The sequence below is a fragment of the Bradyrhizobium sp. BLXBL-01 genome (assembly GCF_051853025.1).
In the GTDB taxonomy this organism is placed as follows: domain Bacteria; phylum Pseudomonadota; class Alphaproteobacteria; order Rhizobiales; family Xanthobacteraceae; genus Bradyrhizobium.
The window spans coordinates 185,731-207,422 of the sequence record NZ_CP182471.1; the positions used below are offsets into that span (position 1 = coordinate 185,731).

Genomic DNA, 21,692 nt, shown 5'->3' on the forward strand with positions numbered 1-21,692 from the left:
AAGGCTGGGTGCTGATGCGGATTCTCGGACTGACCGGCTCGATCGGGATGGGCAAATCCACTACCGCGAAATTGTTCGCGGAGGCCGGGGTTCCCGTCTACGACGCCGATGCCGCCGTGCATCAGCTCTATGAGGGCGAAGCTGCCCCCGCAATCGAGGCCGCCTTCCCCGGCACCACCGCGAACGGCAAGGTCGACCGGCAAAAGCTGTCGGCGCGCGTCGTGCACGATCCCGCCGCCATCAAGCAGCTCGAGCAGATCGTTCATCCCATGCTCGGCGCTTCCCGGCAGAAATTCTTTGCCGATGCCGAGGCAGCCAAGGTGCCGGTCGTCGTGCTGGACATCCCGCTGCTGTTCGAGACCGGCGGCGAGAAGCGGGTCGATGCCGTGGTCGTGGTCTCGACCTCGCCGGAACTTCAGCGCCAGCGGGTGCTGGCGCGCGGCACGATGGACGAGGCCAAGCTCGATGCCATCATCGCCAAGCAGATGCCGGATGCCGAGAAGCGCAAGCGGGCCGATTTCGTGGTGGATACCTCACACGGCCTTGACCCGGTGCGCGCCCAAATCGCGCACATCCTGGCCGAGGTCGTTAAGATGCCGCAGCGGCGGATCTGATTCGCCACCTCACACGGCTTCTTAAAGACATGCGCGAAATCGTCCTCGACACTGAAACCACCGGCCTCGATCCGCTGCGCGGCGATCGACTGGTCGAGATCGGCTGCGTCGAGATTTTCAACCGCATGCCGACCGGACAGACGTACCACGTCTATATCAACCCTGAGCGGGACATGCCGGCGGAAGCGTTTGCGGTGCACGGATTGTCGTCCGAATTCCTGACGACGAAGCCGTTGTTCCACGAGGTCGCCGACGACTTTCTCGCGTTCATTGGCGACGCCCCGCTGGTGATCCACAACGCTTCGTTCGATATCGGCTTCATCAACGCCGAGCTCGACCGCATCAAGCGCGCTGCGATCCCGCGCGAGCGCCTGGTCGATACGCTGCTGCTCGCGCGTCGCAAGCATCCCGGCGTGTCCAACCGGCTCGACGATCTCTGCTCGCGCTATTCGATCGACAATTCACACCGCACCAAGCACGGCGCGCTGCTGGACGCCGAGCTGCTCGCCGAGGTCTATGTCGATCTGGTTGGAGCGCGGCAGTCGCAGCTGCTGCTGGCCTCCGACACCGAGGAGATCAGGGTCAACAGCGCCGGCGATGCGCCGCGGCGGCAACGTCTGGTGCCGCTCGCGCCGCGGATTTCTGAAGCCGAGCGCGAGGCCCATCGGGCCTTCATCGCGACCATGGGTGACAAGGCGATCTGGAACGAGTACCTGCCCGCTCCAGCCGTGGCGGTCGCCGCTCAGGCCTGACCGGCTTGACCCTGAGCGGCCATTTGTCGCTCCATGTTCTGGCGATACAGACCGACGAAGTCGACCGGATCCAGCATCAGCGGTGGGAACCCGCCGTCGCGCACCGCGGTCGCGATGATCTCGCGTGCGAACGGGAACAAGAGGCGCGGGCACTCGATCATGACCAGCGGATGCAGGTTCTCCTTGGGCACGTTGACGATCCGGAATACGCCGGCATAGGCGAGCTCGAACGAGAACATCACTTTACCTGCGGTCTCGGCCTTGCCCTCGACCGACAACGTCACCTCGAATTCCTGTTCGCTGAGATTGTTGGCGCTGACGTTGATCTGGATGTTGATCTGCGGCGGCTGGCTCTGCTGCTGGAGCGAGCCGGGCGCGTTGGGATTTTCGAACGAGAGGTCCTTGGTATATTGCGCCAGCACGTTGAGCTGGGGAGCCTGGGCCGCCTCGGGAGGGGTGCCGTTACCGTTGGTCATGAAAGTGTCTCCTTACCCGATTGGGGCTGAATTTCGCGGCGGTTGGCTAACATAGGGCCGGCTCGTTCCACAAGGACGAACGGTCCCGGACGGGAATTCGGCCCGCGCTCGCGCCTTGGACGCTCATCCTGCCTTTTCCGCGAAATTTCGCCTTAAACGATTGAAGATGCGCGATTTCCGGCCAGGATCGGGTTTCCCCTTAAGCATAAAACGCGCTACACTTGGCGCTGTGCCAAAAGGCGCCATTGGCCGGGCAAGATTTCGTGCCTACATCCCACGGACCTGACGCGGACCTAATATGGTGATGTAGACTTGCCGTTTCCGAAAGGAACGGTCTACTGGCCGGATTGATTTTCCCGGCAACGAGCCCTGAAAAGACCAGAAAGCGGATACGACGTGGACATCTACACCATCATATTCCTGGCGCTGGCCGTCTTCATCTTCTTGCGGCTGCGTAGCGTGCTGGGGCAGCGCACGGGCAATGAGCGGCCTCCGTTCGATCGCACCGCCGCCCGCAATGCGCTGGGAGGTGCCCAGGACAACAACGTCGTGACCGTGCCGGGCAAGGTGATCGACCAGGCGCCGCTGGCGCCGACGGCCGAGCCGACCGCACCGGCCGATCGCTGGAAGGGGCTGGCCGAGCCGGGCACTGCGCTGGCGCAGGGTCTCGATTCCATCGTCGAGAAAGACTCCAGCTTCGACCCGCGCCATTTCCTCTCGGGCGCGCGCGGCGCCTACGAGATGATCGTGCTGGCTTTCGCCAATGGCGACCGCCGCGCGCTGCGCGATCTGTTGTCGTCGGACGTCTATGACAGCTTCGACGCCGCGATCAAGGAACGCGAGAGGAACGAGCAGAAGACCGAGACGCGCTTCGTCTCAATCGACAAGGCCGAGCTCGTCGGCGCCGAGCTGCGCGACCGCAACGCGCAGCTGACCGTGCGCTTCGTCTCGCAGATGATCTCGGTCACCCGCGACAAGACCGGCAACATCGTCGATGGCAGCGCCGAGACGGTCGCCGACATCACCGATATCTGGACCTTCGCCCGCGACACCTCCTCTCGCGATCCGAACTGGAAGCTGGTTGGCACCGGAAGCGCGAATTAAGACTTTCCTGAAGAACAGCGCGACGGCGCTTTGCGCCGGCGCCGTCGTGCTGTCGTCGTTTTCGCTCGGTGCCGAGGCGGCGCGGCGTCACCACCGTAGTCACTACCATCATCTGCCGCGAACGCCTGCCGCTCCGCCGCGGGCCTTGCCCTATCCGCAGCTCTCCCTGCCGTTCGAAATTCCCGGCGCGCAATATCTGCCGCTGGCCTGGGCGGACGTGAAGGGGTGGGGCGACGACAATCATCTCGCGGCGTACAAGACCTTCCGCGCCAGCTGCAAACCGATCAATGCGCAGAACGGCGCGGCCGAGCCCAAGGCTGAACCGAAGGCTTTGGGTGCTTCGCTGGGTGAGCCCTGCCGGGCCGCCAAGACGCTCGATCTCACCGACGACGGCAAAGCGAAGACCTTCTTCGAGGAGAATTTCACGCCGCTGCGGATCTCGCGGCTCGGCGAGCCCGACGGCTTCGTGACCGGCTATTACGAGCCGGTGCTGGAGGGATCGCGGACACAGACCGATGTCTACAACGTGCCGGTCTATCGCCGTCCCTCGAACCTGTTCGTGCGCGGCTACAAGCAGGATTCGGTCAGCCTGCCCAACAAGGGCCCGGTCTATCGCAAGATCGGCCGCCGCAAGCTGGTGCCCTATTACGACCGCGGCGAGATCGAGGATGGCAAGATCGCCGGCCGCGGGCTCGAGATCGCCTGGCTGAAGGATCCGACCGATCTGTTGTTCGCGCAGATCCAGGGCTCGGCGCGGATCAAGTTCGAGGACGGTAGCTCGGTTCGGCTCAATTACGACGCCTATAACGGCTATCCTTACACGGCGGTCGGTCGCATCCTGATCGAGCGCGGCATCATTCCGAGGGAAGAGATGTCGATGCAGAAGATCAGGGAATGGATGACGCAGAATCCTGAAGGCGCCAAGGAGCTGCGCCGCGCGAACCGCGCCTACATCTTCTTCCGCGAGGTCAACCTCTCCGACAAGGAGGAGGCCGTCGGCGCGCAAGGCATTCCCTTGACGGCGGGACGTTCGATCGCGGTCGACAAATCGCTTCATGTCTACGGCACGCCGTTCTTCATCGAGGGCGACCTGCCGATCGAGTCCGAGCGCGCCAAGACGCCGTTCCACCGGCTGATGATTGCGCAGGACACCGGCTCGGCCATCATCGGTCCCGCACGTGCCGATCTGTTTTTCGGCGCCGGCGCGGATGCCGGCCGCGTCTCCGGCCGGCTGCGCCACCCCATGCATTTCGTGATGCTGGTGCCGAAGAGTCTCGATCCCGCCCCGCGCGCCGCGAAGCTGCCGATCCCGGACCCCAGGCCCTCGGAGAAGATCGCAAAGCTGTTTCCGCAGACCGATCCGGCAAAGACCGGCACGCCTGTCGCCGCGGCGGCGCAAGGCAAGAGCGAAACTGTCGCCGTCGCCGGCCCCGTTCCGCTGCCGGTGCCGCGTCCCGCGATCGAGCCTGCCCCTGAGCCGCGTCGTCCGGCGAAGAATCGTCCTCATCGCCCGCAATGAAACGACCGTCCCGTCCGCCCGTGCTGGAGCCTCGCCCCTTGCCGCGCCGTCGCGCGCTGAGCGAGGAAGAGCGCGAGCTGTGGGATCTCGTTGCAAAGCATGTCAAGCCGCTGCGGAAGCATCGCGCCGCCAAGGCGCATGCCCCGCGCGCCGAGCCTTCGCCCGGGACCCAGGTGACCAGGACTTCGCTACCGGCAAGGCCGGTTGCCGCTGCACCGGCGCCGCGCGCCGCAAAGCCGTCGATTCCGCCGCTTGCGCCGCTCGGCAAGCGCGAGCGGATAAAGCTGTCGCGCGGCCGCAGCGAGATCGACGCGCGGCTCGACCTGCACGGCATGACCCAGATGCGTGCCCATCGCGCGCTGGCCGGCTTCCTGCACCGCGCGCATCAGGACGGCCTCACTTTCGTGCTCGTCATCACCGGCAAGGGACGCAGCGGCGGCGAAAGCGGTGTGCTCCGCCGCCAGGTACCGGAATGGCTCAGCCTGCCCGAATTCCGCGCCTTCGTCGTCGGCTTCGAGGAAGCCGCGATCGGCCATGGCGGCGAGGGCGCGCTGTATGTGCGGATCAGGCGGGCGCGGTCCTAGAACGGCCGCACGATTCCGACGCGCGGGATCAAGGTGACGATCAGACCGAAGATGTTGGTCTTCCGATCCTCGGTCGGAATCAGCGCAGCCTCCTGCTTGGTCGGCAGCATCTTCACGGCATGCAGGATCAGGAACATGCAGACCGCCCAGTTCGAGATCCAGCGCGAATAGTCGAACACCATCGCGAACATCACGAGATAGGCGACGCTGATGCCGGCCAGTGCTGCGATGACGAGCCGCTTGTGCCGCTCGCTCTCGAGCGCACTGATCAGGCTCGCGAAGAAACGCCATAGCGGCGTGTGCAGCCAGATCAGAAGCGCGAACACGGGCACGCCGAGGATGTTGTGCGGCAGGCGGCCCCAGGTGTCCGCAACCTCTTTGGCCAGCGGCTGGTACCAGATGTAGGCGAATTGCAAGAGGTCGGTGCGCGCCGGATCGGCCATCCGGCTCTTCAGATAGGCGATGAAGTCCGCTTCGGGGATCGGCATCGTTCCCATAAACTGCGCGGCGAAGAACAGCGCCGAGACGGCGGCAAGGGCGATCACGCCGAACAAGACATTGCTGCGACTACAGCCGCAAGCGAGGTAGTGCCGGATCACGACGATGGTGATGATCGTCGGCACATACATCAAGAGATGAATGTGATGGATCAGCACGAGAATGATCGAGAACAAAGCAGCCGTCGCCACGAAGAGCAGCGAGCCCGCCGGCATCAGCAGCAGGATGATCGCCAGCGCGCAGCCATAGATGTCGAAATGGCCGAGCGTGTGCATGAAGTTCTTCAGGAAGAACGGCGAGCCCGCGGTGAAGACGAACAGCGGCAGTGTTTTCGCGGAGAAGCCGAACGTGTTCTGGAAGAGCCTGGCATAGAGGCCCAGCGTTGCAAGCCACGTCGTCCCGCCGAGCGCGAACACCAGCCACACCGGCACTTTCGCCGTGAACAGCGCGACGATCGCCCCGATCAGCGCGCGCTTGATGAAGCCGAAATGATAATCGACCAGGAGATGGATGTAGGGGACATAAGGCGGCAGCTGGATCTTGTGAATGAGCACGCCAACGATGATTGCCGCGTTGATCGCGAGCAGGAGCCGCCAGGGATTTTGCAGGATGGGTACGGTCACGCCGCATCAATAGCGTGACCGCTCCAAATTACAAAATGAACCGGCTCAGATCCGCGTTCTTGGCGAGATCGCCGATGTGCTTTTGCACGTAATCCGCGTCGAGCCGGACGGTCTCGCCGTTGCGGTCGGGGGCGGTGAAGGAGATCTCGTCCAGCACCCGCTCCATCACGGTCTGCAGCCGCCGGGCGCCGATGTTCTCGACCGTTGAATTGACGGCAACCGCAATGTCGGCCAGCGCATCGATGGCGCTGTCGGCGATGTCGAGCGTCACGCCCTCCGTCTGCATCAGGGCGACATATTGCTTGATCAGCGAGGCCTCGGGCTCGGTCAGGATGCGGCGCATGTCGTCGCGGGTCAGCGCCTGCAATTCGACGCGGATCGGCAGGCGGCCCTGCAATTCCGGCAACAGGTCGGACGGCTTGGCGACGTGGAAGGCGCCGGAGGCGATGAACAGGATGTGGTCGGTCTTGACCGCGCCATGCTTGGTCGAGACCGTGGTGCCTTCGATCAGCGGCAGCAAGTCGCGCTGCACGCCCTCGCGGGAGACGTCGCCGCCGACGCGGCCATCGCGGGCGCAGATCTTGTCGATCTCGTCGAGGAACACGATGCCGTTGTTCTCGACCGCGCTGATCGCCTCCAGCGTCAGCTGCTCGGTGTCCAGCAGCTTGTCGGATTCCTCGTTGACGAGAATTTCGTGCGAGCCTTCCACCGTGAGCCGCCGCGTCTTGCTGCGGCCGCCCAGCTTGCCGAAGATGTCGCCGATCGAGATCGCGCCCATCTGGGCGCCCGGCATGCCCGGGATCTCGAACATCGGCATGCCGCCGCCGGACGACTGCGTCTCGATCTCGATTTCCTTGTCGTTCAATTCGCCGGCGCGCAGCTTCTTGCGGAAGGATTCCCTCGTCGCCGAGCTCGCATTGGCGCCGACCAGCGCGTCGAGCACACGCTCCTCGGCGGCGAGCTGGGCCCGCGCCTGCACGTCCTTGCGCTTCCTCTCGCGCACCTGCGCGATGGCGACCTCGACGAGATCGCGGATGATCTGCTCGACGTCGCGGCCGACATAGCCGACCTCAGTGAACTTGGTCGCTTCCACCTTCAGGAACGGCGCATTCGCGAGCTTGGCGAGGCGCCGCGCGATTTCCGTCTTGCCGACGCCGGTGGGGCCGATCATCAAGATGTTCTTCGGCAGCACCTCCTCGCGCAGGGAGCCGGTCAGCTGTTGCCGGCGCCAGCGATTGCGCAGCGCGATCGAGACGGCGCGCTTGGCGTCGCCCTGGCCGACGATGAAACGGTCGAGTTCGGAAACGATTTCGCGGGGGGAGAAGTCTGTCATGTCTGATTAGCTAGGGCGGGAGGCGGCCAAGGACAAGCCGCATTTTGGGTCAGATGATCGGCGGGCCGGATTGCCATTGCTTCACGGCCTCGATCGGATGGATCAGCATCAGGATATTGAGCGTCAGATTGTCGCGAATGTGGAGCGCCAGCACGATCTCGAAGGCCAGCCCCAGCAGCACGGTCGCGGTGACAGGCAGCGCGCGCGCGGCCAGGAACCCGAGGATCATGGCCAGATTGTCCGAGACCGAATTGAGCATGCTGTCGCCGTAATAATCCAGCGAGATGGTGCCGGCGCGGTATCGCTCGATGATGAAGGGCGAGTTCTCGACGATCTCCCAGGCGCCTTCGATCAGTATCGCGATGATCAGCCGTGCCGGCCAGGAGAGACGCAGAAACGGCAATCGTGCCAACAGCAGCCAGGTCAGGCCGTAGAACAGGAAGCCGTGCAGGACGTGTGAGAACGTGTACCAGTCCGCGATCTGCTGGGAATTCTCCGAGCTGTTCACCACGCCGTGCCACAGCTTGATGGTGCCGCAGGTACAGATCGGCACGCGGCCCATCGCAAGCAGGATCGCGGCCTGCAGCGCGAGCAGCAACAGCGCGATGCCGACCCAGGCGAGCGGCGGGACAGCGACCTTGCTCTCGCGGGCCTGCACCAGCGTCACGGTTCGCGCACCATCAGCAATGCCGGACCGTCCGGCGTCTCGACCATGCGATCGCGGACGAATCCCGCTTTCTCGTAAGCGCGTATCGCGCGCGCGTTGAGCGGGTCCGGATCGGTGACCATGCGCGGCAGCCCCTGCCGAAACCGTTCGTCGACGAATTGGCGCGTCAACGCCGAACCATGGCCGCGCGCGATCATGTCGCTTTCGCCGATGAACTGGTCGATGCCACGCGTGCCCTCCGGTTGCGGCCCGAAGCCCGTATTCCAGGCGGTCAGGCGGTAGCATTGAAGATAGCCGAAGGGCCTGTCGCCGGCCAATACGATGAACTGGTCCATTGCCGGCTCATCGAGATCGCCGCTGACGAGCGAAAACTGCTCGTCCGGATCGCCCCACCACTCCCTCACATGCGCCTCGCCCAGCCATCGCCGGATCAGGGGCAGGTCGGCCACGGTCATCGGGCGGAAGGCGTAGGTGGACGCCATCGCCTAGCCGCTTGCCAGGCTCTCAATGGTCAGATTCCGGTTGGTGTAGACACAGATGTCCGCGGCGATGTCGAGCGAGCGGCGGACGATGGTCTCGGCGTCCTTGTCGGTGTCGAGCAGGGCCCGGGCGGCCGCCAGCGCGTAATTGCCGCCGGAGCCGATCGCCATCACGCCGGCCTCGGGTTCGAGCACGTCGCCGGTGCCTGTCAGCACCAGGGAGACGTCCTTGTCGGCCACGATCATCATCGCTTCCAGCCGCCGCAAATAGCGGTCGGTGCGCCAGTCCTTGGCGAGCTCCACGGCCGCCCGGGTCAGCTGCCCCGGATATTGCTCGAGCTTGGATTCCAGCCGCTCGAACAGGGTGAAGGCGTCGGCCGTGGCACCGGCAAAGCCGCCGATCACGTCGCCCTTGCCGAGCTTGCGGACCTTCTTGGCGTTGGACTTGATCACGGTCTGGCCGATCGAGACCTGGCCGTCGCCGCCGACCACCACCGTGCCGCCCTTGCGGACCGTTAGAATCGTGGTGCCGTGCCAGCCCGGCGAGCTGTTCTGGGAGTCCTGCATGAAATACCTCGTTGTCCGGCCTGATTTAGGCGGTCCGGGGCTGGGGCACAACGGGCCGTTCCGGCCCTAGATTCCGCTCACCATAGGCGGAAGTGGTGCCATGCTTGAGCGTTCCCGCAGTAGCGAAGGCGTCATTTGGCTGTTAAGAGACTGGCGTTTTCGGCTCCAAGCTAGGATGAAAGCCAGCTTTCAATGCGCACCGCGACGATCAAGCGCAAGACCAAGGAAACCGACATCGAGGTCTCCGTGAACCTCGATGGCACCGGCGTGGCCAATATCGCGACCGGCATCGGCTTTTTCGACCATATGCTCGATCTCCTCGCCCGCCATTCCCGCATCGACCTCACGGTCAAGGCGGTGGGCGATCTGCACATTGATTATCACCATACCACCGAAGACACCGGCATCGCGCTTGGCCAGGCGGTCAAGCAGGCGCTCGGCAACATGGCGGGCATCACCCGCTATGCCGGCGTGCACATGCCCATGGACGAGACGCTGACGCGCGTGGTCATCGACATCTCGGGCCGCCCGTTCCTGGTGTTCAAGGCCGACTTCCCCCGCGCCAAGATCGGCGAGTTCGACACCGAGCTGGTGCGCGAGTGGTTCCAGGCTTTTGCCATCAACGCCGGCGTGACTCTCCACGTCGAAACCCTATATGGCGATAACAGCCATCATATCGCCGAGTCCTGCTTCAAGGGTCTGGCGCGGGCGCTGCGCACCGCCGTGGCGATCGATCCGAAGGCGGCGGGCGAAATCCCCTCCACCAAGGGCTCGCTCGGCGGCTGACATCTCCGTCTTGCGGCGAACGCTGCTGGCGGCATCACTGAATTTCGAGAACGGGGCATCACCATGCCTGTCTACACAGTTCACGCTCCCTCACCCGCCGGAGCCGATCTGCGCGCGACCGACAGGTTCGTGTTCGTGCGCGACGGCTTCCATTTCTGGGCGATGATCTTCGGTCCGTTCTGGCTGTTGTGGAATCGGCTGTGGTTGGCGCTGATCGGCTATCTGATCTTCGTGGCCGCGTTCAACGCGGGGCTGTCGAGCCTCGGCGTCGGGCGCTCTTCGATCTTCTTCGCCGATCTCATCGTCGCGGTACTGATGGGCTTTGAGGCCTCGAGCCTGCGCCGCTGGACCTTGTCGCGCGGCAAGTGGCGGCAGCTCGACATCGTGGTCGGCGACGACGGCGATACCGCGGAGCGCCGCTTCTTCGAGCGCTGGAGCGAGAAGAACGGCATCGCTGGCGATCAATGGACCATCGATCGCGGCGGCCCGCCGCCGACCCGGAATGTGCCGGGTCAGCCATTCTCGAACCCGCCGCCGATTCCGGCCGGCGGCATCATTGGGTTGTTTCCAGAACCGGGAGGGTCAAGATGAGCGTCGCCATCATCGATTACGGTTCCGGCAATCTGCACTCCGCCGCGAAAGCCTTCGAGCGCGCCGCGCGCAGCCTGGAGAGCCCGCAAAAGGTCTTCGTCACCAGCGATCCCGACCAGGCTTACGAAGCTGACCGCCTGGTGCTGCCCGGCGTCGGCGCCTTCGCCGATTGCCGGCGTGGGCTCGACGCCGTCAACGGCATGGTCGAGGCGATCACCGAAGCGGTGCGCGTCAAGGCGCGGCCGTTCTTCGGCATCTGTGTCGGCATGCAGTTAATGGCGAGCCGCGGCAAGGAACACGTCATCACCGAAGGCCTGAACTGGATCGGAGGCGACGTCGAGAAGATCACGCCGCGCGATGAAAACCTGAAGATCCCGCACATGGGCTGGAATACGCTCGAGGTGCTCAGGGAACATCCGGTGCTGGACAAGCTGCCGCTCGGCCCGAAGGGCCAGCACGCTTATTTCGTGCACTCCTACCACCTCAATCCCGCCAGCGAGGCGGACGTGCTCGCGCGCGCCGATTACGGCGGGCCCGTCACCGCGATCGTCGCGAAGGACACCGCCATCGGCACGCAGTTTCACCCCGAGAAGAGCCAGCGCTTCGGTTTGGCCCTGATCTCGAACTTTTTGCGATGGAAACCGTGATGGTTTCCACCGTTCTGACCTCGTCATTGCGAGCGCAGCGAAGCAATCCAGCGTCTTTCCGCGGCGGCAGTCTGGATTGCTTCGCTGCGCTCGCAATGACGGAGTGCTTAGCAGACAAGTCCGTCCCATGACGGGGACGAGAGCAGGTACGATATGATTCTCTTTCCCGCGATCGACCTCAAAAACGGCCAGTGCGTGCGCCTCGAGCAAGGCGACATGGCGCGCGCGACCGTGTTCAACCTCAATCCCGCCGCGCAGGCGCAGAGCTTTGCCGCGCAGGGCTTTGAATATCTCCACGTCGTCGACCTCGACGGTGCCTTCGCCGGCAAGCCGGTGAATGCTGGGGCGGTCGAGGCGATGCTGAAGACGATCAAGATTCCGGTGCAGCTCGGCGGCGGCATTCGCGATCTCAAGACCGTCGAAGCCTGGCTCGACAAGGGCATCACCCGCGTCATCATCGGCACCGCCGCGGTGCGCGATCCGGAGCTGGTGAAGTCTGCGGCGAAGAAGTTCCCCGGCCGCGTCGCGGTCGGGCTCGACGCCCGCGACGGCAAGGTCGCAGTCGAAGGCTGGGCCGAGACGTCGCAGGTCACCGTGCTTGAGATCGCCAAGCGTTTCGAGGATGCCGGCGTTGCCGCCATCATCTTCACCGACATCGCGCGCGACGGCCTGCTCAAGGGTTTGAACCTCGACGCGACCATCGCGCTCGCCGGCGCCATCTCGATTCCCGTGATCGCCTCCGGCGGCCTCGCCTCGATCGAGGACGTGAAGGCGATGCTGACGCCGCGCGCGAAAAAGCTCGCGGGCGCGATCGCGGGCCGTGCGCTCTACGACGGCCGGCTCGATCCGGCTGCGGCCCTCACCTTGATCCGCGACGCGCGCAGGAGCTGACCCATGTTCAAGGTGCGCGTGATTCCCTGCCTCGACGTCAAGGACGGCCGCGTCGTCAAGGGCGTCAACTTCGTCGATCTGCGCGATGCCGGCGATCCCGTCGAAGCCGCGATCGCCTATGACGCCGCCGGCGCCGACGAGCTCACTTTCCTCGACATCACCGCGACCCACGAGAACCGCGGCATCATGCTGGACGTGGTCCGGCGCACGGCGGAGGCCTGCTTCATGCCTGTCACCGTCGGCGGGGGCGTGCGCGAGGTCAACGACATCAAGACGCTGCTGCGCGCCGGCGCCGACAAGGTCTCGATCAACAGCGCCGCGGTGTCGCGGCGCGAATTCGTCAAGGAAGCTGCCGAGAAATTCGGCGAGCAGTGCGTGGTTGTCGCGATCGACGCCAAGCGCGTCAAGCGTCCGGGCGGCGACCGCTGGGAGATCTTCACCCATGGCGGACGCAACTCGACCGGCATCGACGCCATCGAATATGCCCAGGAAGTGGTTTCGCTCGGCGCCGGTGAAATCCTGCTCACCTCGATGGACCGCGACGGCACCCGGCAGGGATTCGACATTCCGCTGACCCGCGCGATCGCCGACAGCGTTCCCGTTCCCGTGATCGCCTCGGGCGGCGTCGGCAATCTCGACCATCTCGTCGACGGTATCCGCGACGGGCACGCCACGGCCGTGCTGGCCGCCTCGATCTTCCATTTCGGGGAATTCACCGTTCGCGAAGCCAAGGAGCACATGGCGCGGCGTGGGCTGCCGATGCGCCTGGATGCCTGACGACTCCGGTTCGTAACGATGCTACATTGGCGGATGGCGATGGCCGCGGTGGCCAGATCTGTTGCCAAGCGTGTTTTTGAGTGAGTCCGATGCCGCGTTTCACGATCCATGATCTGGCCGAAACCATCGACGCCCGCGCGGCGTCCGGCGGCGAAGCGTCCTATACCCGCAAGCTGCTCGACAAAGGTCCCGAGCATTGCGCCAAGAAGTTCGGCGAGGAAGCAGTCGAAACCGTAATCGCTGCAGTCGAAAACGATCGCGCGCATCTGATCGCTGAAAGTGCCGACCTGCTCTATCATTTCCTTGTGCTGCTGAAGGCACGCGGCATAAAGCTGGAAGAGGTCGAGGCGGCGCTGGACAAGCGGACTTCGATGTCGGGGCTAGAAGAAAAGGCGTCGCGCAAGGGCGGCTAGGCAAGGCGAATAGATCGCAACGGAAAGGCGGCGTCATGGATATCCGCGCACCCGAACAGCAGTACAATCCCTACCGCGTCTATACGCGCGAGCAATGGGCGCGGCTGCGCGACGATACGCCGATGACGCTGGAGCCGGGCGAGTTCGACCGGCTGCGCTCGCTGCACGACCGCCTCGACCTGCAGGAGGTCGAGGACATTTATCTGCCGCTGTCGCGCCTGTTGTCGATCTACGTCGACGCGATGCAGCGCCTGTATTACGCCGAGCGCCAGTTCCTCAACATCCGGGATCGCAAGGTGCCCTACATCATCGGCGTTGCCGGCTCGGTGGCGGTCGGCAAATCCACCACGGCACGCGTGCTCCAGGCGCTCTTGGCACGCTGGTCGCCGCGGCCGAAGGTCGAGCTGATCACGACGGACGGATTTCTCTACCCCAACGCGGTGCTCGAGCGTCAGGGCATCATGCAGAAGAAGGGTTTCCCGGAGAGCTACGACCTGCCGCTGCTGCTCAGCTTCCTCTCCGACATCAAGTCCGGCCGCGGCCACGTCCGCGCGCCGGTCTATTCGCATCTGACCTACGACATCGTGCCGAACCAATGGGCCGAGATCGACCAGCCCGACATCCTGATCGTCGAAGGCGTCAACGTGCTGCAGACCGGCAAGCTGCCGCGCGACGGCAAGGCCGTGCCCGTCGTCTCCGACTTCTTCGATTTCTCGGTCTATATCGACGCCGACGAAGCGGCCCTGCGGCAATGGTACATCAAGCGCTTCCTGGCGCTGCGCGATACCGCATTCACCAATCCCAAGTCCTATTTCAACCGCTACGCGCTATTGTCGGACGAGGAAGCCACTGCCACCGCGATCGCGATCTGGGAGCGCACCAACCTCGCCAATCTCGAGGACAACATCCTGCCGACCCGGCCGCGTGCGACGCTGATCCTCAAGAAGGGCGCCGACCACACGGTGGAGAGCGTGGCGCTCAGGCGTCTGTAATCGCCCCGGTGCGCTGCCATGCCCGTTCGAGCATGGTGTCTTTTGTTGCAGACCAATAATGGGTATTCCGCTATTCCTTGGAAAACGGCGGGGGCACACCATGGTTGATCGTCTCAGGAGCGCTGCGGAGCAGCTGGAAGCTCCGATCTGCCCAGATTGCCATCTGGAGATGAAGTGGTTCCGCTCGGAACTGCTCGCCGACGAGCCGACCCCGGTTATCGCGCATCTCTTCGTATGCCCGCACTGCAAGCGCGCGGCGCAGGCAAATACCGTCTTCCACGGAGGCCAGACGACGCCCGACAAGCTCTCTGCGCCGCGCTTCACTGCCTCGGCTGCTTGACATTCCGCGTTGGCCGGATCGCCCGCGCCAGGCCCGATATGACGGTCATTTCCGGGCTCCCTGTTGCGCCTTCGCGACGACGAAGATGTGCCACGTCGTCAGAAACATCGCGGCGACGAGCGGGCCGATGACGAAGCCGTTCGCACCGAAGGTCGCAAGGCCGCCCAGGGTGGCAAGCAGCACGACATAGCTTGGCATCTGGATCGACTGGCCGACCAGGATCGGGCGGAGAAAATTGTCCGCAAGCCCGATCACGAAGGTGCCGAAAGCGAGCAGGATGAGCCCCTTCGTGACTGCGCCTGCCACGAGCAGATAGAGCGCGACCGGAACCCAGACCAGGGCGGAGCCGAGCACGGGCAGCAGCGAGACCAGCGCCATGAGCGCGCCGGCGAGCAGCGGCGCCGTCAGGCCGAGCAGCCAGAAGATGAGCCCGCCAAGTGCTCCCTGGATCAGAGCGACAAGAACGATTCCTTTGATGGTTCCACGAACCGCCAGCGTGAAGGCATCGAGGATTTCGGCGGTATGGCTCGGGCGCAGCGGCAGCGCGTCGCGAATGCGGGCATTGAGCTCGTCACCGTCGCGCAGCAGGAAGAACAGCAGGTACAGCATCACGAGCAGGCTTGCGACGAACTCCAGCGTCACCTGACCGATGTTGATCGCATGTCCGGCCAGTTGTTGCCCGGCAGGGACGACCAGACCCGACAGGCGTTCCCTCAGGGATGAAAAATCGATGCCGGCCAGGCGATCCAACAGGGACGCAGCCCAGTTGGGAAGCGCGGATTTCAGCTGCTGCAGGGGATGAGCGAGGCTGATCTCCCCGCTCTGAATGCGCTGATACAGCTCTCCGCCCTGGTCGATGAGCGAAGCGATGACGATCGCTACGGGGATGAGGACCATGACGACCACCACGACGACGGTGATGAGTGCGGCAAGGCTGTGCTTCCCGGGCAAGGACTTCAGGACCCGTCGATAGAACGGGGCGAAGATGATGGCCAGCAGCGTGGCCCACAACACGGCACCGGAGAACGGCCAGAGCACCCAGGCGAACGCAACGGAGATCGCGCCGAGCAGGATGAGGAATGAACGGTCTTCCGATGTTCTCACGTGTTCGCCAGCTCTTCACTCGTTCGCCACACGACGTCCGTAGCACGACATCGTGGTGGAGCGGCAGTCCTGGCCGCTTCCCGGTCCCTCACCTGCCCGCTTTCGCGATCCAATCCGCAAGCTTGATGCGCCCGGCTAAGGTGGCGGGGCCCGAGCTGCCGGCCTTGTAGACGAAGGCCTCGCCTTCCTGGACGTCGCCGGCCTCCTTGCCGAAGGCGTCGGCGATGTTGGTCTTGTGGGTGATTAGGACCGTGTTGGTGCCCGCCTTCGGCGGCGCGTCGACGAGCTGACGCACGGCCTGCCCGGCCTTGGCATTGGCGCCGGTCGGGTTTGCCATTCCCGATGCGCTGGCGTTGCTGCTGTCGGTCAGGGCATCGACCGGCTTGACCTCGCGGCCCGAGATCAGCTTGCCGGCCTCGACCGCGCGGTTCAGCCGGCTGGTGTAGATATCGCCGATCGGGATCGCGAGGTCCCTGATCGCCATCCCGATCTGGCGCGCCGCCTCCCTGCCCTTCTCGCTGAGCTGACGTTGGGCACTCATGTCGTCGAACTTGAAGGGATAGACGTCCTTCTGGCTGTCGTCGGTCGCGGTGTGCCGGAAGATCAGGACGTAACCGCCCTGCTTGAGCGACGAGATGACATCCGGTGTATCGGCGGCAGCGTGCTGAACGCTTCCGGCGAGGAGGACAATGAGGGCGAGGCGGCAAAGCACGTTCATGCGCAAAATCCTCAGTTGCAAAATGCCCCCTTGAGGATCGTGACGCGCAACGCGCGCGATTTCAATTACGATCGCCGGACGAGATCAGGTTCCCGTGAGATCCGGAACTGTCAGGTGCCGGGACGCGGCGAGGCCCGCGAGCGCCTCCTCGAGCTTCTCGCGGTCGAGCGGCTTGATCAGAAATCCGTTCATGCCCGCCTCGAAGCAGGCATAACGATCCTCCACCAGCGTGTTGGCGGTGAGCGCCAGGATCGGCGTGTGCTGAGCGCCAAGAGCGGCCTCGTGCGCGCGGATGCGCTTTGTCGCCTCGATGCCGTCGAGCTGCGGCATCTGGATGTCCATCAGCACGAGATCGTAGGGAGTGCCGGCGGATGAGGCCGCGAGCCAGGATTCCAGCGCGGCCTCGCCATGGACGGCGATGACGACGCGGTGGCCGAGCTTGGCCAGCAGCGAGCGCATCAGCAAGGCGTTGATCTCGTTGTCTTCGGCGACGAGGATCGACAGGCCTTTCGCCGGCGCGGGGCCGGCGGTTGCCGCCGGCGGCTCCGGCGCGAGATCCGGCGAGGCGACCTCCGGGGTCAGAGCTAGACGCGCGGCGAGCGAGGCTGCGCGCAGCGGCTTCACCAGAAAGCCGGTGAAGGCCGGCGACAGCTTCTCGTGCCGCGAGCTCGACGTCAGCAGCACGAGGCGCTGCAAGGCATGCGCGCGGGCGGCTTCACCGAGGTGGTCGGCCACGGCAGGACCGAGCGCACGATCGATCAGCACCGCGTGCCAGAAACGTTCCGGCAGCAGCGCTTCGGCGACCGCCGCATCCGCAACCAGGCAGGTCTGGCCGCCCCAGCGCTCGAGGCGCCGCGCGATGAGCGAAGCTTCGATGCCGTCGGCGACGAGCAGCATCGACTTGCCGGTGAGGTCGGGGCTCGGAAATGCGGTCTGTCCCGCGCCGCCTTGCGAGGGCGGAAGCGGCGCTGCGACCTCGAAGGTCGAGCCCTTGCCCGGCTCGCTCGTGAGCGTGATCCGGCCGCCCATGCGCTTGACGATGCGCTCGCTGATGGCAAGGCCAAGTCCGGTGCCGCCATAGGTGCGGGCGACGCGCTCGTCGGCCTGCTCGAATTCGCGGAAGATGCGCTGCTGGGCTTCGGCTGCGATGCCGATGCCGGTGTCGCGGACCAGGAAGCTGATCTCGTTCGGCCAGATGCCGGGCTCGACGATCAGCGCCACACCGCCGCTGCTCGTGAACTTGATGGCGTTGCCGGCGAGGTTCAGCAGCACCTGGCGCAGCCGCGCGGCGTCGCCGACCACTTCCAGCGGCAGGCGCTCGTCGACATAGGCGGCGATCTCGAGCGACTTGGCCTGCGCGCGCGGCGCGAGCAGCTCGGTGATCTCCTCGACCAGGGTCGAGAGCGCGAAGGGACGTTGATCGAGGTCGAGCTTGCCGGCCTCGATCTTGGAATAGTCGAGCAGCTCCTCGATCAGCGCCATCAAGGCTTCGCCCGAGGTCTTCACCGCCCTGGCATAAGTCACCTGCTCCGGCGTCAGATTTGTGTCGAGCAACAGGCCGCCCATGCCGATGATGCCGTTCAGAGGCGTGCGGATTTCGTGCGAGGCCATCGCCAGGAAGCGCGACTTGGCGCGGTTGGCGGCGTCGGCCTGGTCGCGCGCATCGGACAATGCACGCTCGGTCTCGGTGCGGTCGGTGACGTCACGTCCGACGCTCTGCAATTCGGCGGGCTGGCCGGCATCGAGGCGGACATAGCCCTCGCGCCAGGCGATCCAGCGCGCACCGAGGGGCGTTGCGATCTTCTGGTCGTGGATGCGCGTGCCGTTGCTCTCGCGGGCGCTGTCGCCCTGCTCCAGCACGTCGAAATCGAAGCGCGTGCCGACCAGCGCGCTGCGCGCTTGTCCTGCGAGCGTGCAATAGGCCTCGTTGGCGAAGGTGATGCGGCCATCGGTAGCGCGCAGCACGATGAGGTCGCCCTGCTGCTCGAACAGGCTGCGGGCGCGCTCTTCCGCCTCCTTCAGCTCCCAATTGCGGTCGATCAACGCTTCGTTGTGGGCGGCGAGCGTCCGCAGCCGCTTATTGACGAAGCGCAGGCGCATGCTCAGCGTTGCAAGGCCGAGACAGGCGAGCGCGAACAGGAAGCTGGCGCCGATCGCAAAGGTGTGGGGATCGTAGCCGGAATTCTCGGACCGGCTGCCGGAGACGAAACCATAGGCGCCGCCGAACGTCGCCGAGAAGATCATGAAGGAACGGATCGCGAAGGCGAGCCTCGGATGCTGCCGCCTGAAGCGACGCATGCGCACCTTGATCCGGAACGTCCGACCCATCACAACCGACCCTTGGCAACCGACCCTTGCCTGAAACCCCGCCGCCGCATGCGACGATGGCCCGCCGACCTTGCGAACAGCTTGCGGCTGTGGCGATGCCTCCGAACAGGGTTGACGAGGTGTTAACGGGTCAGAGCATGATCCGGACCCGAAGGGCCGCGTTAGCGAAAAGTGTGTAGCGGTTTTCCCTCGCGACAAACGCGGAACGCGTTTGCGCGGAGATCATGCTCAGAAAATTTAAAGCGAAGCCGCCTGGAAGCGGCCATGGCCGCCGCGCGCGCCGACGATCAGCGCTGCCGCCTCGCGCGGCGAGAACGTCTTCGAGCGCACAAAGATGCGGTAATCCGCCGGTCCTTCGCTGGAGAGATAGACCACCTGGCCGCCGTCGACCGGCTGCGCTGCGATCGAGACGAGGCGCGTCGAGGGACTAGCCTGGCAGGAGTCCGGCTCGGAGCCGAGGCCGTCGTCGACCACGGCAAAATCCGCCGCGTCGGCATCGTCGGTGATCTGCACCCGCACCGTGGCCCGCGCGGGATCGTCGGTGAAGGCGACATGCACGCCGGCGGTCCAGAACAGCGAGGTGAGCTCGACCGATGTGTCGCCCAGCGCGATGCAGGGGTGCGACACCGAACCGATCTCGGCGCGGGCGAAGACCGCAGCCGCGAGCAGGGGAACAGCCGAGGCCAGGAACTTGAAACGCAACATGACGCTCTACTCGCCGGGCCCAGGGAAACTCACAACCGAAACGCGTCGGGCCTTATGGTTTGCAGAGCGTAAAGGAAAGTCGTTACCGCCGGGTTGATGCGAGGGCGCTTACGCCAATTGGCGCACATCCTCCGCGAGTGCGCGGTAGGACAGCGCTTCGGCAAGGTGCAGCCGGCCGATCTTGTCGGCATGATCGAGGTCGGCCAGCGTGCGCGCCACGCGCAGCACGCGGTGATAGCCGCGCGCCGACAGGCGCATCGTCTCGGCGGCGTCGCGCAGCAGCTTCTGACCCTGTGCATCGGGCTTTGCGATCTCCTCCAGCACGGAGGCGGGGGCCTCGGCATTGGTGCGGACATGGGGCAGGCCTGCGTTCGCATAGCGCGCCAGCTGGATGTCGCGCGCCGCCGCCACGCGGGCAGCGACCTCGGCCGATCCTTCCGCCGGCGGCGGCAGGATCAGGTCGGCGGCGGTCACCGCCGGCACTTCGATGCGCAGATCGATGCGGTCCATCAGGGGACCGGAGATGCGCGCCTGGTAATCGGCGGAGCAGCGGTCGATGCGGCCGCGCTTGCAGGCATAGCCGGGCTCGAACGCATTGCCGCAGCGGCAGGGATTCATCGCCGCGACCAGCATGAAGCGGGCAGGGTAGGTGACGCGGTGATTGGCGCGCGACACCGCGACCTCTCCGTTTTCCAGCGGCTGGCGCAGCGAATCCAGCACGCGCGGATCGAACTCGGGCAATTCGTCGAGGAACAGCACGCCTTGATGCGCCAGCGAGATCTCGCCGGGCTTGGCGCGCGCGCCGCCGCCGGTGAGGGCGGCCATGCTGGCGGAATGATGCGGCGAGCGGAACGGGCGCCGTGCCGTCAGCGCGCCGCCTTCGATCTCGCCGGCGACGGAGGCGATCATCGAGACCTCGAGCAGCTCGCTTGGCGACAGCGGCGGCAGGATCGAGGGCAGGCGCGCCGCCAGCATCGATTTGCCCGCGCCCGGCGCGCCGATCATGAGCAGATGATGTCCGCCGGCGGCCGCGATCTCCAGCGCGCGCTTGGCGCTTTCCTGGCCCTTGATGTCGCGCAGGTCGAGCGTCGAGGCGGCGGGCTCGTGCACCTTCGGCGTCGGCCGCGACAGCACCTGCGTGCCTTTGAAATGGTTGGCGATCTGGATCAGCGAACTCGCCGCAATGATCTGAATGTCCGGGCTCGCCCACGCCGCTTCGGAGCCGCAGGACGCCGGGCAGATCAGCCCTTCCTCGCGCATATTGGCGCCGATCGCGGCGGGGAGGACGCCGGCCACGGGTGCGATCGAGCCGTCGAGGCCGAGCTCGCCGAGCACGGTGAATCCGGTCAGCGCATCCGGCGGGATCGCACCGATCGCCGCCATCAGCCCGAGCGCGATCGGGAGGTCGTAATGGCTGCCCTCCTTGGGCAGGTCGGCCGGGGCCAGATTGACGATGATCCGCCGTGCCGGCAGCGCCAGCCCCGAGGCGATCAGCGCCGAGCGCACCCGCTCGCGCGCCTCCGACACCGCCTTGTCCGGCAGGCCGACGATGGCGAAGGCCGGCAGGCCAGGCGCGACCTGCACCTGCACGTCGACCGCGCGGGCCTCGATCCCCTCAAAGGCGACGGTGGAAACCCGCTGAACCATGCCGAACCAGCCTGCCCTGTCCTGCAATTAGGGGTAGCAGAGCGCGGCCGTCTCCGCAAGAACAATACGGGAACAATCCTCTGGCCCGCGGTCAAATCCTAACCGGGCGTAAACGCGCCGCGGAAACTACGTCTCGAATGCGGTCGGCTCTCCTCAGCACATTCCAACGAATGTCCGCTACTGCTAGGCCTGCGGGATGGGCCGTGGTCTAACGGGTGAAGAGTTCAAATGCTTGCAAATCGCCGGAGAAGCGAACGTCGGGTGTGCAGCCGTCTCGCCAAAATCCATTTTGGCGCGGGCTCGCTGCCGCGGGATTGCACGATCACGGACATTTCGGATGGCGGCGTGAAAGTGGTGGCGGAATTTTTGGAAGTGCCGCCGCAATTCACCATCATCTTCGCGCCCGATTATTCCCGCCAATGCCGCCTGCGCTGGCGCATCGGCTGCGAATTCGGTGCCGAATTCGTCGACTGAACTTCGACGGGCCTGCCTCCTTAACGGGACTTTAGCGTTAATCGGTAAGCATCTCTGATCAGT

25 protein-coding genes are annotated in these 21,692 nt (G+C 65.1%); 14 read left to right on the forward strand and 11 right to left on the reverse strand.

Annotated elements, in window-relative coordinates; translation table 11 throughout:
- Positions 1-14: 14 nt before the first annotated feature.
- Positions 15-614, forward strand: coding sequence for a dephospho-CoA kinase (coaE, locus tag ACNJYA_RS00860; protein WP_172787823.1), 600 nt, complete (start codon positions 15-17; stop codon positions 612-614).
- A gap of 29 nt (positions 615-643) precedes the next feature.
- Entirely contained in the window at positions 644-1,366 is a 723-nt protein-coding gene (gene dnaQ, locus ACNJYA_RS00865) for a DNA polymerase III subunit epsilon (protein ID WP_439401854.1), read from the forward strand.
- Here dnaQ and secB read toward each other — a convergent pair.
- The gene (gene secB, locus ACNJYA_RS00870; protein ID WP_172787821.1) at positions 1,357-1,842 is read right to left on the reverse strand and encodes a protein-export chaperone SecB; all 486 of its coding nucleotides are present in this window, start codon (positions 1,840-1,842) and stop codon (positions 1,357-1,359) included. The two genes, dnaQ and secB, sit on opposite strands and share 10 nt — an antisense overlap.
- Before the next feature lie 396 nt (positions 1,843-2,238).
- On the opposite strand from secB, the gene ACNJYA_RS00875 reads away from it, so the two are divergent.
- The 3 genes from ACNJYA_RS00875 to ACNJYA_RS00885 are packed head-to-tail and all read left to right on the forward strand — an operon-like array spanning position 2,239 to position 5,049.
- Complete coding sequence (locus tag ACNJYA_RS00875; protein ID WP_212257849.1) at positions 2,239-2,946, forward strand: Tim44/TimA family putative adaptor protein; 708 nt, start codon at positions 2,239-2,241, stop codon at positions 2,944-2,946.
- Positions 2,924-4,465, forward strand: a complete 1,542-nt coding sequence (locus ACNJYA_RS00880; protein WP_439365081.1) for an MltA domain-containing protein — start codon at positions 2,924-2,926, stop codon at positions 4,463-4,465. The genes ACNJYA_RS00875 and ACNJYA_RS00880 overlap by 23 nt, the downstream gene beginning before the upstream one ends.
- On the forward strand, positions 4,462-5,049 hold the full coding sequence (locus ACNJYA_RS00885) for a Smr/MutS family protein (RefSeq protein WP_439401855.1): 588 nt from the start codon (positions 4,462-4,464) through the stop codon (positions 5,047-5,049). Before ACNJYA_RS00880 ends, ACNJYA_RS00885 begins: the two co-directional genes overlap by 4 nt.
- Here ACNJYA_RS00885 and ACNJYA_RS00890 read toward each other — a convergent pair.
- The 5 genes from ACNJYA_RS00890 to hslV are packed head-to-tail and all read right to left on the reverse strand — an operon-like array spanning position 5,046 to position 9,216.
- The gene (locus ACNJYA_RS00890) at positions 5,046-6,170 is read right to left on the reverse strand and encodes a hypothetical protein (RefSeq protein ID WP_212257846.1); all 1,125 of its coding nucleotides are present in this window, start codon (positions 6,168-6,170) and stop codon (positions 5,046-5,048) included. The two genes, ACNJYA_RS00885 and ACNJYA_RS00890, sit on opposite strands and share 4 nt — an antisense overlap.
- A 28-nt stretch (positions 6,171-6,198) precedes the next feature.
- Positions 6,199-7,503, reverse strand: coding sequence for an ATP-dependent protease ATPase subunit HslU (hslU, locus tag ACNJYA_RS00895; RefSeq protein ID WP_212257845.1), 1,305 nt, complete (start codon positions 7,501-7,503; stop codon positions 6,199-6,201).
- A gap of 49 nt (positions 7,504-7,552) precedes the next feature.
- A complete protein-coding gene (locus tag ACNJYA_RS00900; protein ID WP_439403523.1) occupies positions 7,553-8,164 on the reverse strand; it encodes a DUF2585 domain-containing protein in 612 nt (203 codons plus the stop codon).
- Between the two features lie 2 nt (positions 8,165-8,166).
- Positions 8,167-8,652 carry a GNAT family N-acetyltransferase gene (locus ACNJYA_RS00905; RefSeq protein WP_212257843.1) on the reverse strand — a complete coding sequence of 162 codons (486 nt, stop codon included), beginning with the start codon at positions 8,650-8,652 and terminating at the stop codon, positions 8,167-8,169.
- A gap of 3 nt (positions 8,653-8,655) precedes the next feature.
- Positions 8,656-9,216 (reverse strand): ATP-dependent protease subunit HslV, encoded by a 561-nt coding sequence (gene hslV, locus ACNJYA_RS00910; protein ID WP_212257842.1) that lies wholly within the window; start codon positions 9,214-9,216, stop codon positions 8,656-8,658.
- 192 nt (positions 9,217-9,408) lie between these two features.
- Between hslV and hisB the strand changes: the two genes are divergently transcribed.
- The 8 genes from hisB (at position 9,409) to ACNJYA_RS00950 (ending at position 14,653) form a co-directional block, all read left to right on the forward strand.
- Complete coding sequence (gene hisB / locus ACNJYA_RS00915) at positions 9,409-10,002, forward strand: imidazoleglycerol-phosphate dehydratase HisB (protein ID WP_212257841.1); 594 nt, start codon at positions 9,409-9,411, stop codon at positions 10,000-10,002.
- Positions 10,003-10,065: 63 nt separating this feature from the next.
- Positions 10,066-10,593 (forward strand): DUF2628 domain-containing protein, encoded by a 528-nt coding sequence (locus ACNJYA_RS00920; protein ID WP_212257840.1) that lies wholly within the window; start codon positions 10,066-10,068, stop codon positions 10,591-10,593.
- Positions 10,590-11,240, forward strand: coding sequence for an imidazole glycerol phosphate synthase subunit HisH (hisH, locus tag ACNJYA_RS00925; RefSeq protein ID WP_212257839.1), 651 nt, complete (start codon positions 10,590-10,592; stop codon positions 11,238-11,240). Before ACNJYA_RS00920 ends, hisH begins: the two co-directional genes overlap by 4 nt.
- Positions 11,241-11,393: 153 nt before the next feature.
- Positions 11,394-12,131 (forward strand): 1-(5-phosphoribosyl)-5-[(5-phosphoribosylamino)methylideneamino]imidazole-4-carboxamide isomerase, encoded by a 738-nt coding sequence (hisA, locus tag ACNJYA_RS00930; RefSeq protein ID WP_439401856.1) that lies wholly within the window; start codon positions 11,394-11,396, stop codon positions 12,129-12,131.
- A 3-nt stretch (positions 12,132-12,134) separates the two neighbouring features.
- Positions 12,135-12,908 carry an imidazole glycerol phosphate synthase subunit HisF gene (gene hisF / locus ACNJYA_RS00935; RefSeq protein ID WP_439401857.1) on the forward strand — a complete coding sequence of 258 codons (774 nt, stop codon included), beginning with the start codon at positions 12,135-12,137 and terminating at the stop codon, positions 12,906-12,908.
- 89 nt (positions 12,909-12,997) lie between these two features.
- Positions 12,998-13,321 carry a phosphoribosyl-ATP diphosphatase gene (locus ACNJYA_RS00940; protein ID WP_036044993.1) on the forward strand — a complete coding sequence of 108 codons (324 nt, stop codon included), beginning with the start codon at positions 12,998-13,000 and terminating at the stop codon, positions 13,319-13,321.
- Between the two features lie 35 nt (positions 13,322-13,356).
- Positions 13,357-14,313: a type I pantothenate kinase gene (gene coaA, locus ACNJYA_RS00945; RefSeq protein WP_172787809.1), complete on the forward strand. Its 957-nt coding sequence runs from the start codon at positions 13,357-13,359 to the stop codon at positions 14,311-14,313.
- A gap of 100 nt (positions 14,314-14,413) precedes the next feature.
- Entirely contained in the window at positions 14,414-14,653 is a 240-nt protein-coding gene (locus tag ACNJYA_RS00950) for a hypothetical protein (protein WP_271510266.1), read from the forward strand.
- A 45-nt stretch (positions 14,654-14,698) separates the two neighbouring features.
- Here the strand turns inward: ACNJYA_RS00950 and ACNJYA_RS00955 are convergent, their stop codons facing one another.
- The 5 genes from ACNJYA_RS00955 to ACNJYA_RS00975 all read right to left on the reverse strand — a co-directional run bounded on the left by ACNJYA_RS00955 (position 14,699) and on the right by ACNJYA_RS00975 (position 21,155).
- The gene (locus ACNJYA_RS00955; RefSeq protein ID WP_439401858.1) at positions 14,699-15,757 is read right to left on the reverse strand and encodes an AI-2E family transporter; all 1,059 of its coding nucleotides are present in this window, start codon (positions 15,755-15,757) and stop codon (positions 14,699-14,701) included.
- A gap of 88 nt (positions 15,758-15,845) precedes the next feature.
- Positions 15,846-16,475, reverse strand: a complete 630-nt coding sequence (locus ACNJYA_RS00960) for a histidine phosphatase family protein (protein ID WP_212257834.1) — start codon at positions 16,473-16,475, stop codon at positions 15,846-15,848.
- An 84-nt stretch (positions 16,476-16,559) separates the two neighbouring features.
- Entirely contained in the window at positions 16,560-18,803 is a 2,244-nt protein-coding gene (locus tag ACNJYA_RS00965; protein WP_439401859.1) for an ATP-binding protein, read from the reverse strand.
- 237 nt (positions 18,804-19,040) lie between these two features.
- Positions 19,041-19,508, reverse strand: coding sequence for a hypothetical protein (locus ACNJYA_RS00970; protein ID WP_212257832.1), 468 nt, complete (start codon positions 19,506-19,508; stop codon positions 19,041-19,043).
- 108 nt (positions 19,509-19,616) lie between these two features.
- Positions 19,617-21,155: a YifB family Mg chelatase-like AAA ATPase gene (locus ACNJYA_RS00975; protein WP_172787803.1), complete on the reverse strand. Its 1,539-nt coding sequence runs from the start codon at positions 21,153-21,155 to the stop codon at positions 19,617-19,619.
- A gap of 228 nt (positions 21,156-21,383) precedes the next feature.
- Between ACNJYA_RS00975 and ACNJYA_RS00980 the strand changes: the two genes are divergently transcribed.
- The gene (locus ACNJYA_RS00980; RefSeq protein ID WP_018644993.1) at positions 21,384-21,629 is read left to right on the forward strand and encodes a PilZ domain-containing protein; all 246 of its coding nucleotides are present in this window, start codon (positions 21,384-21,386) and stop codon (positions 21,627-21,629) included.
- Positions 21,630-21,692 lie beyond the last annotated feature (63 nt).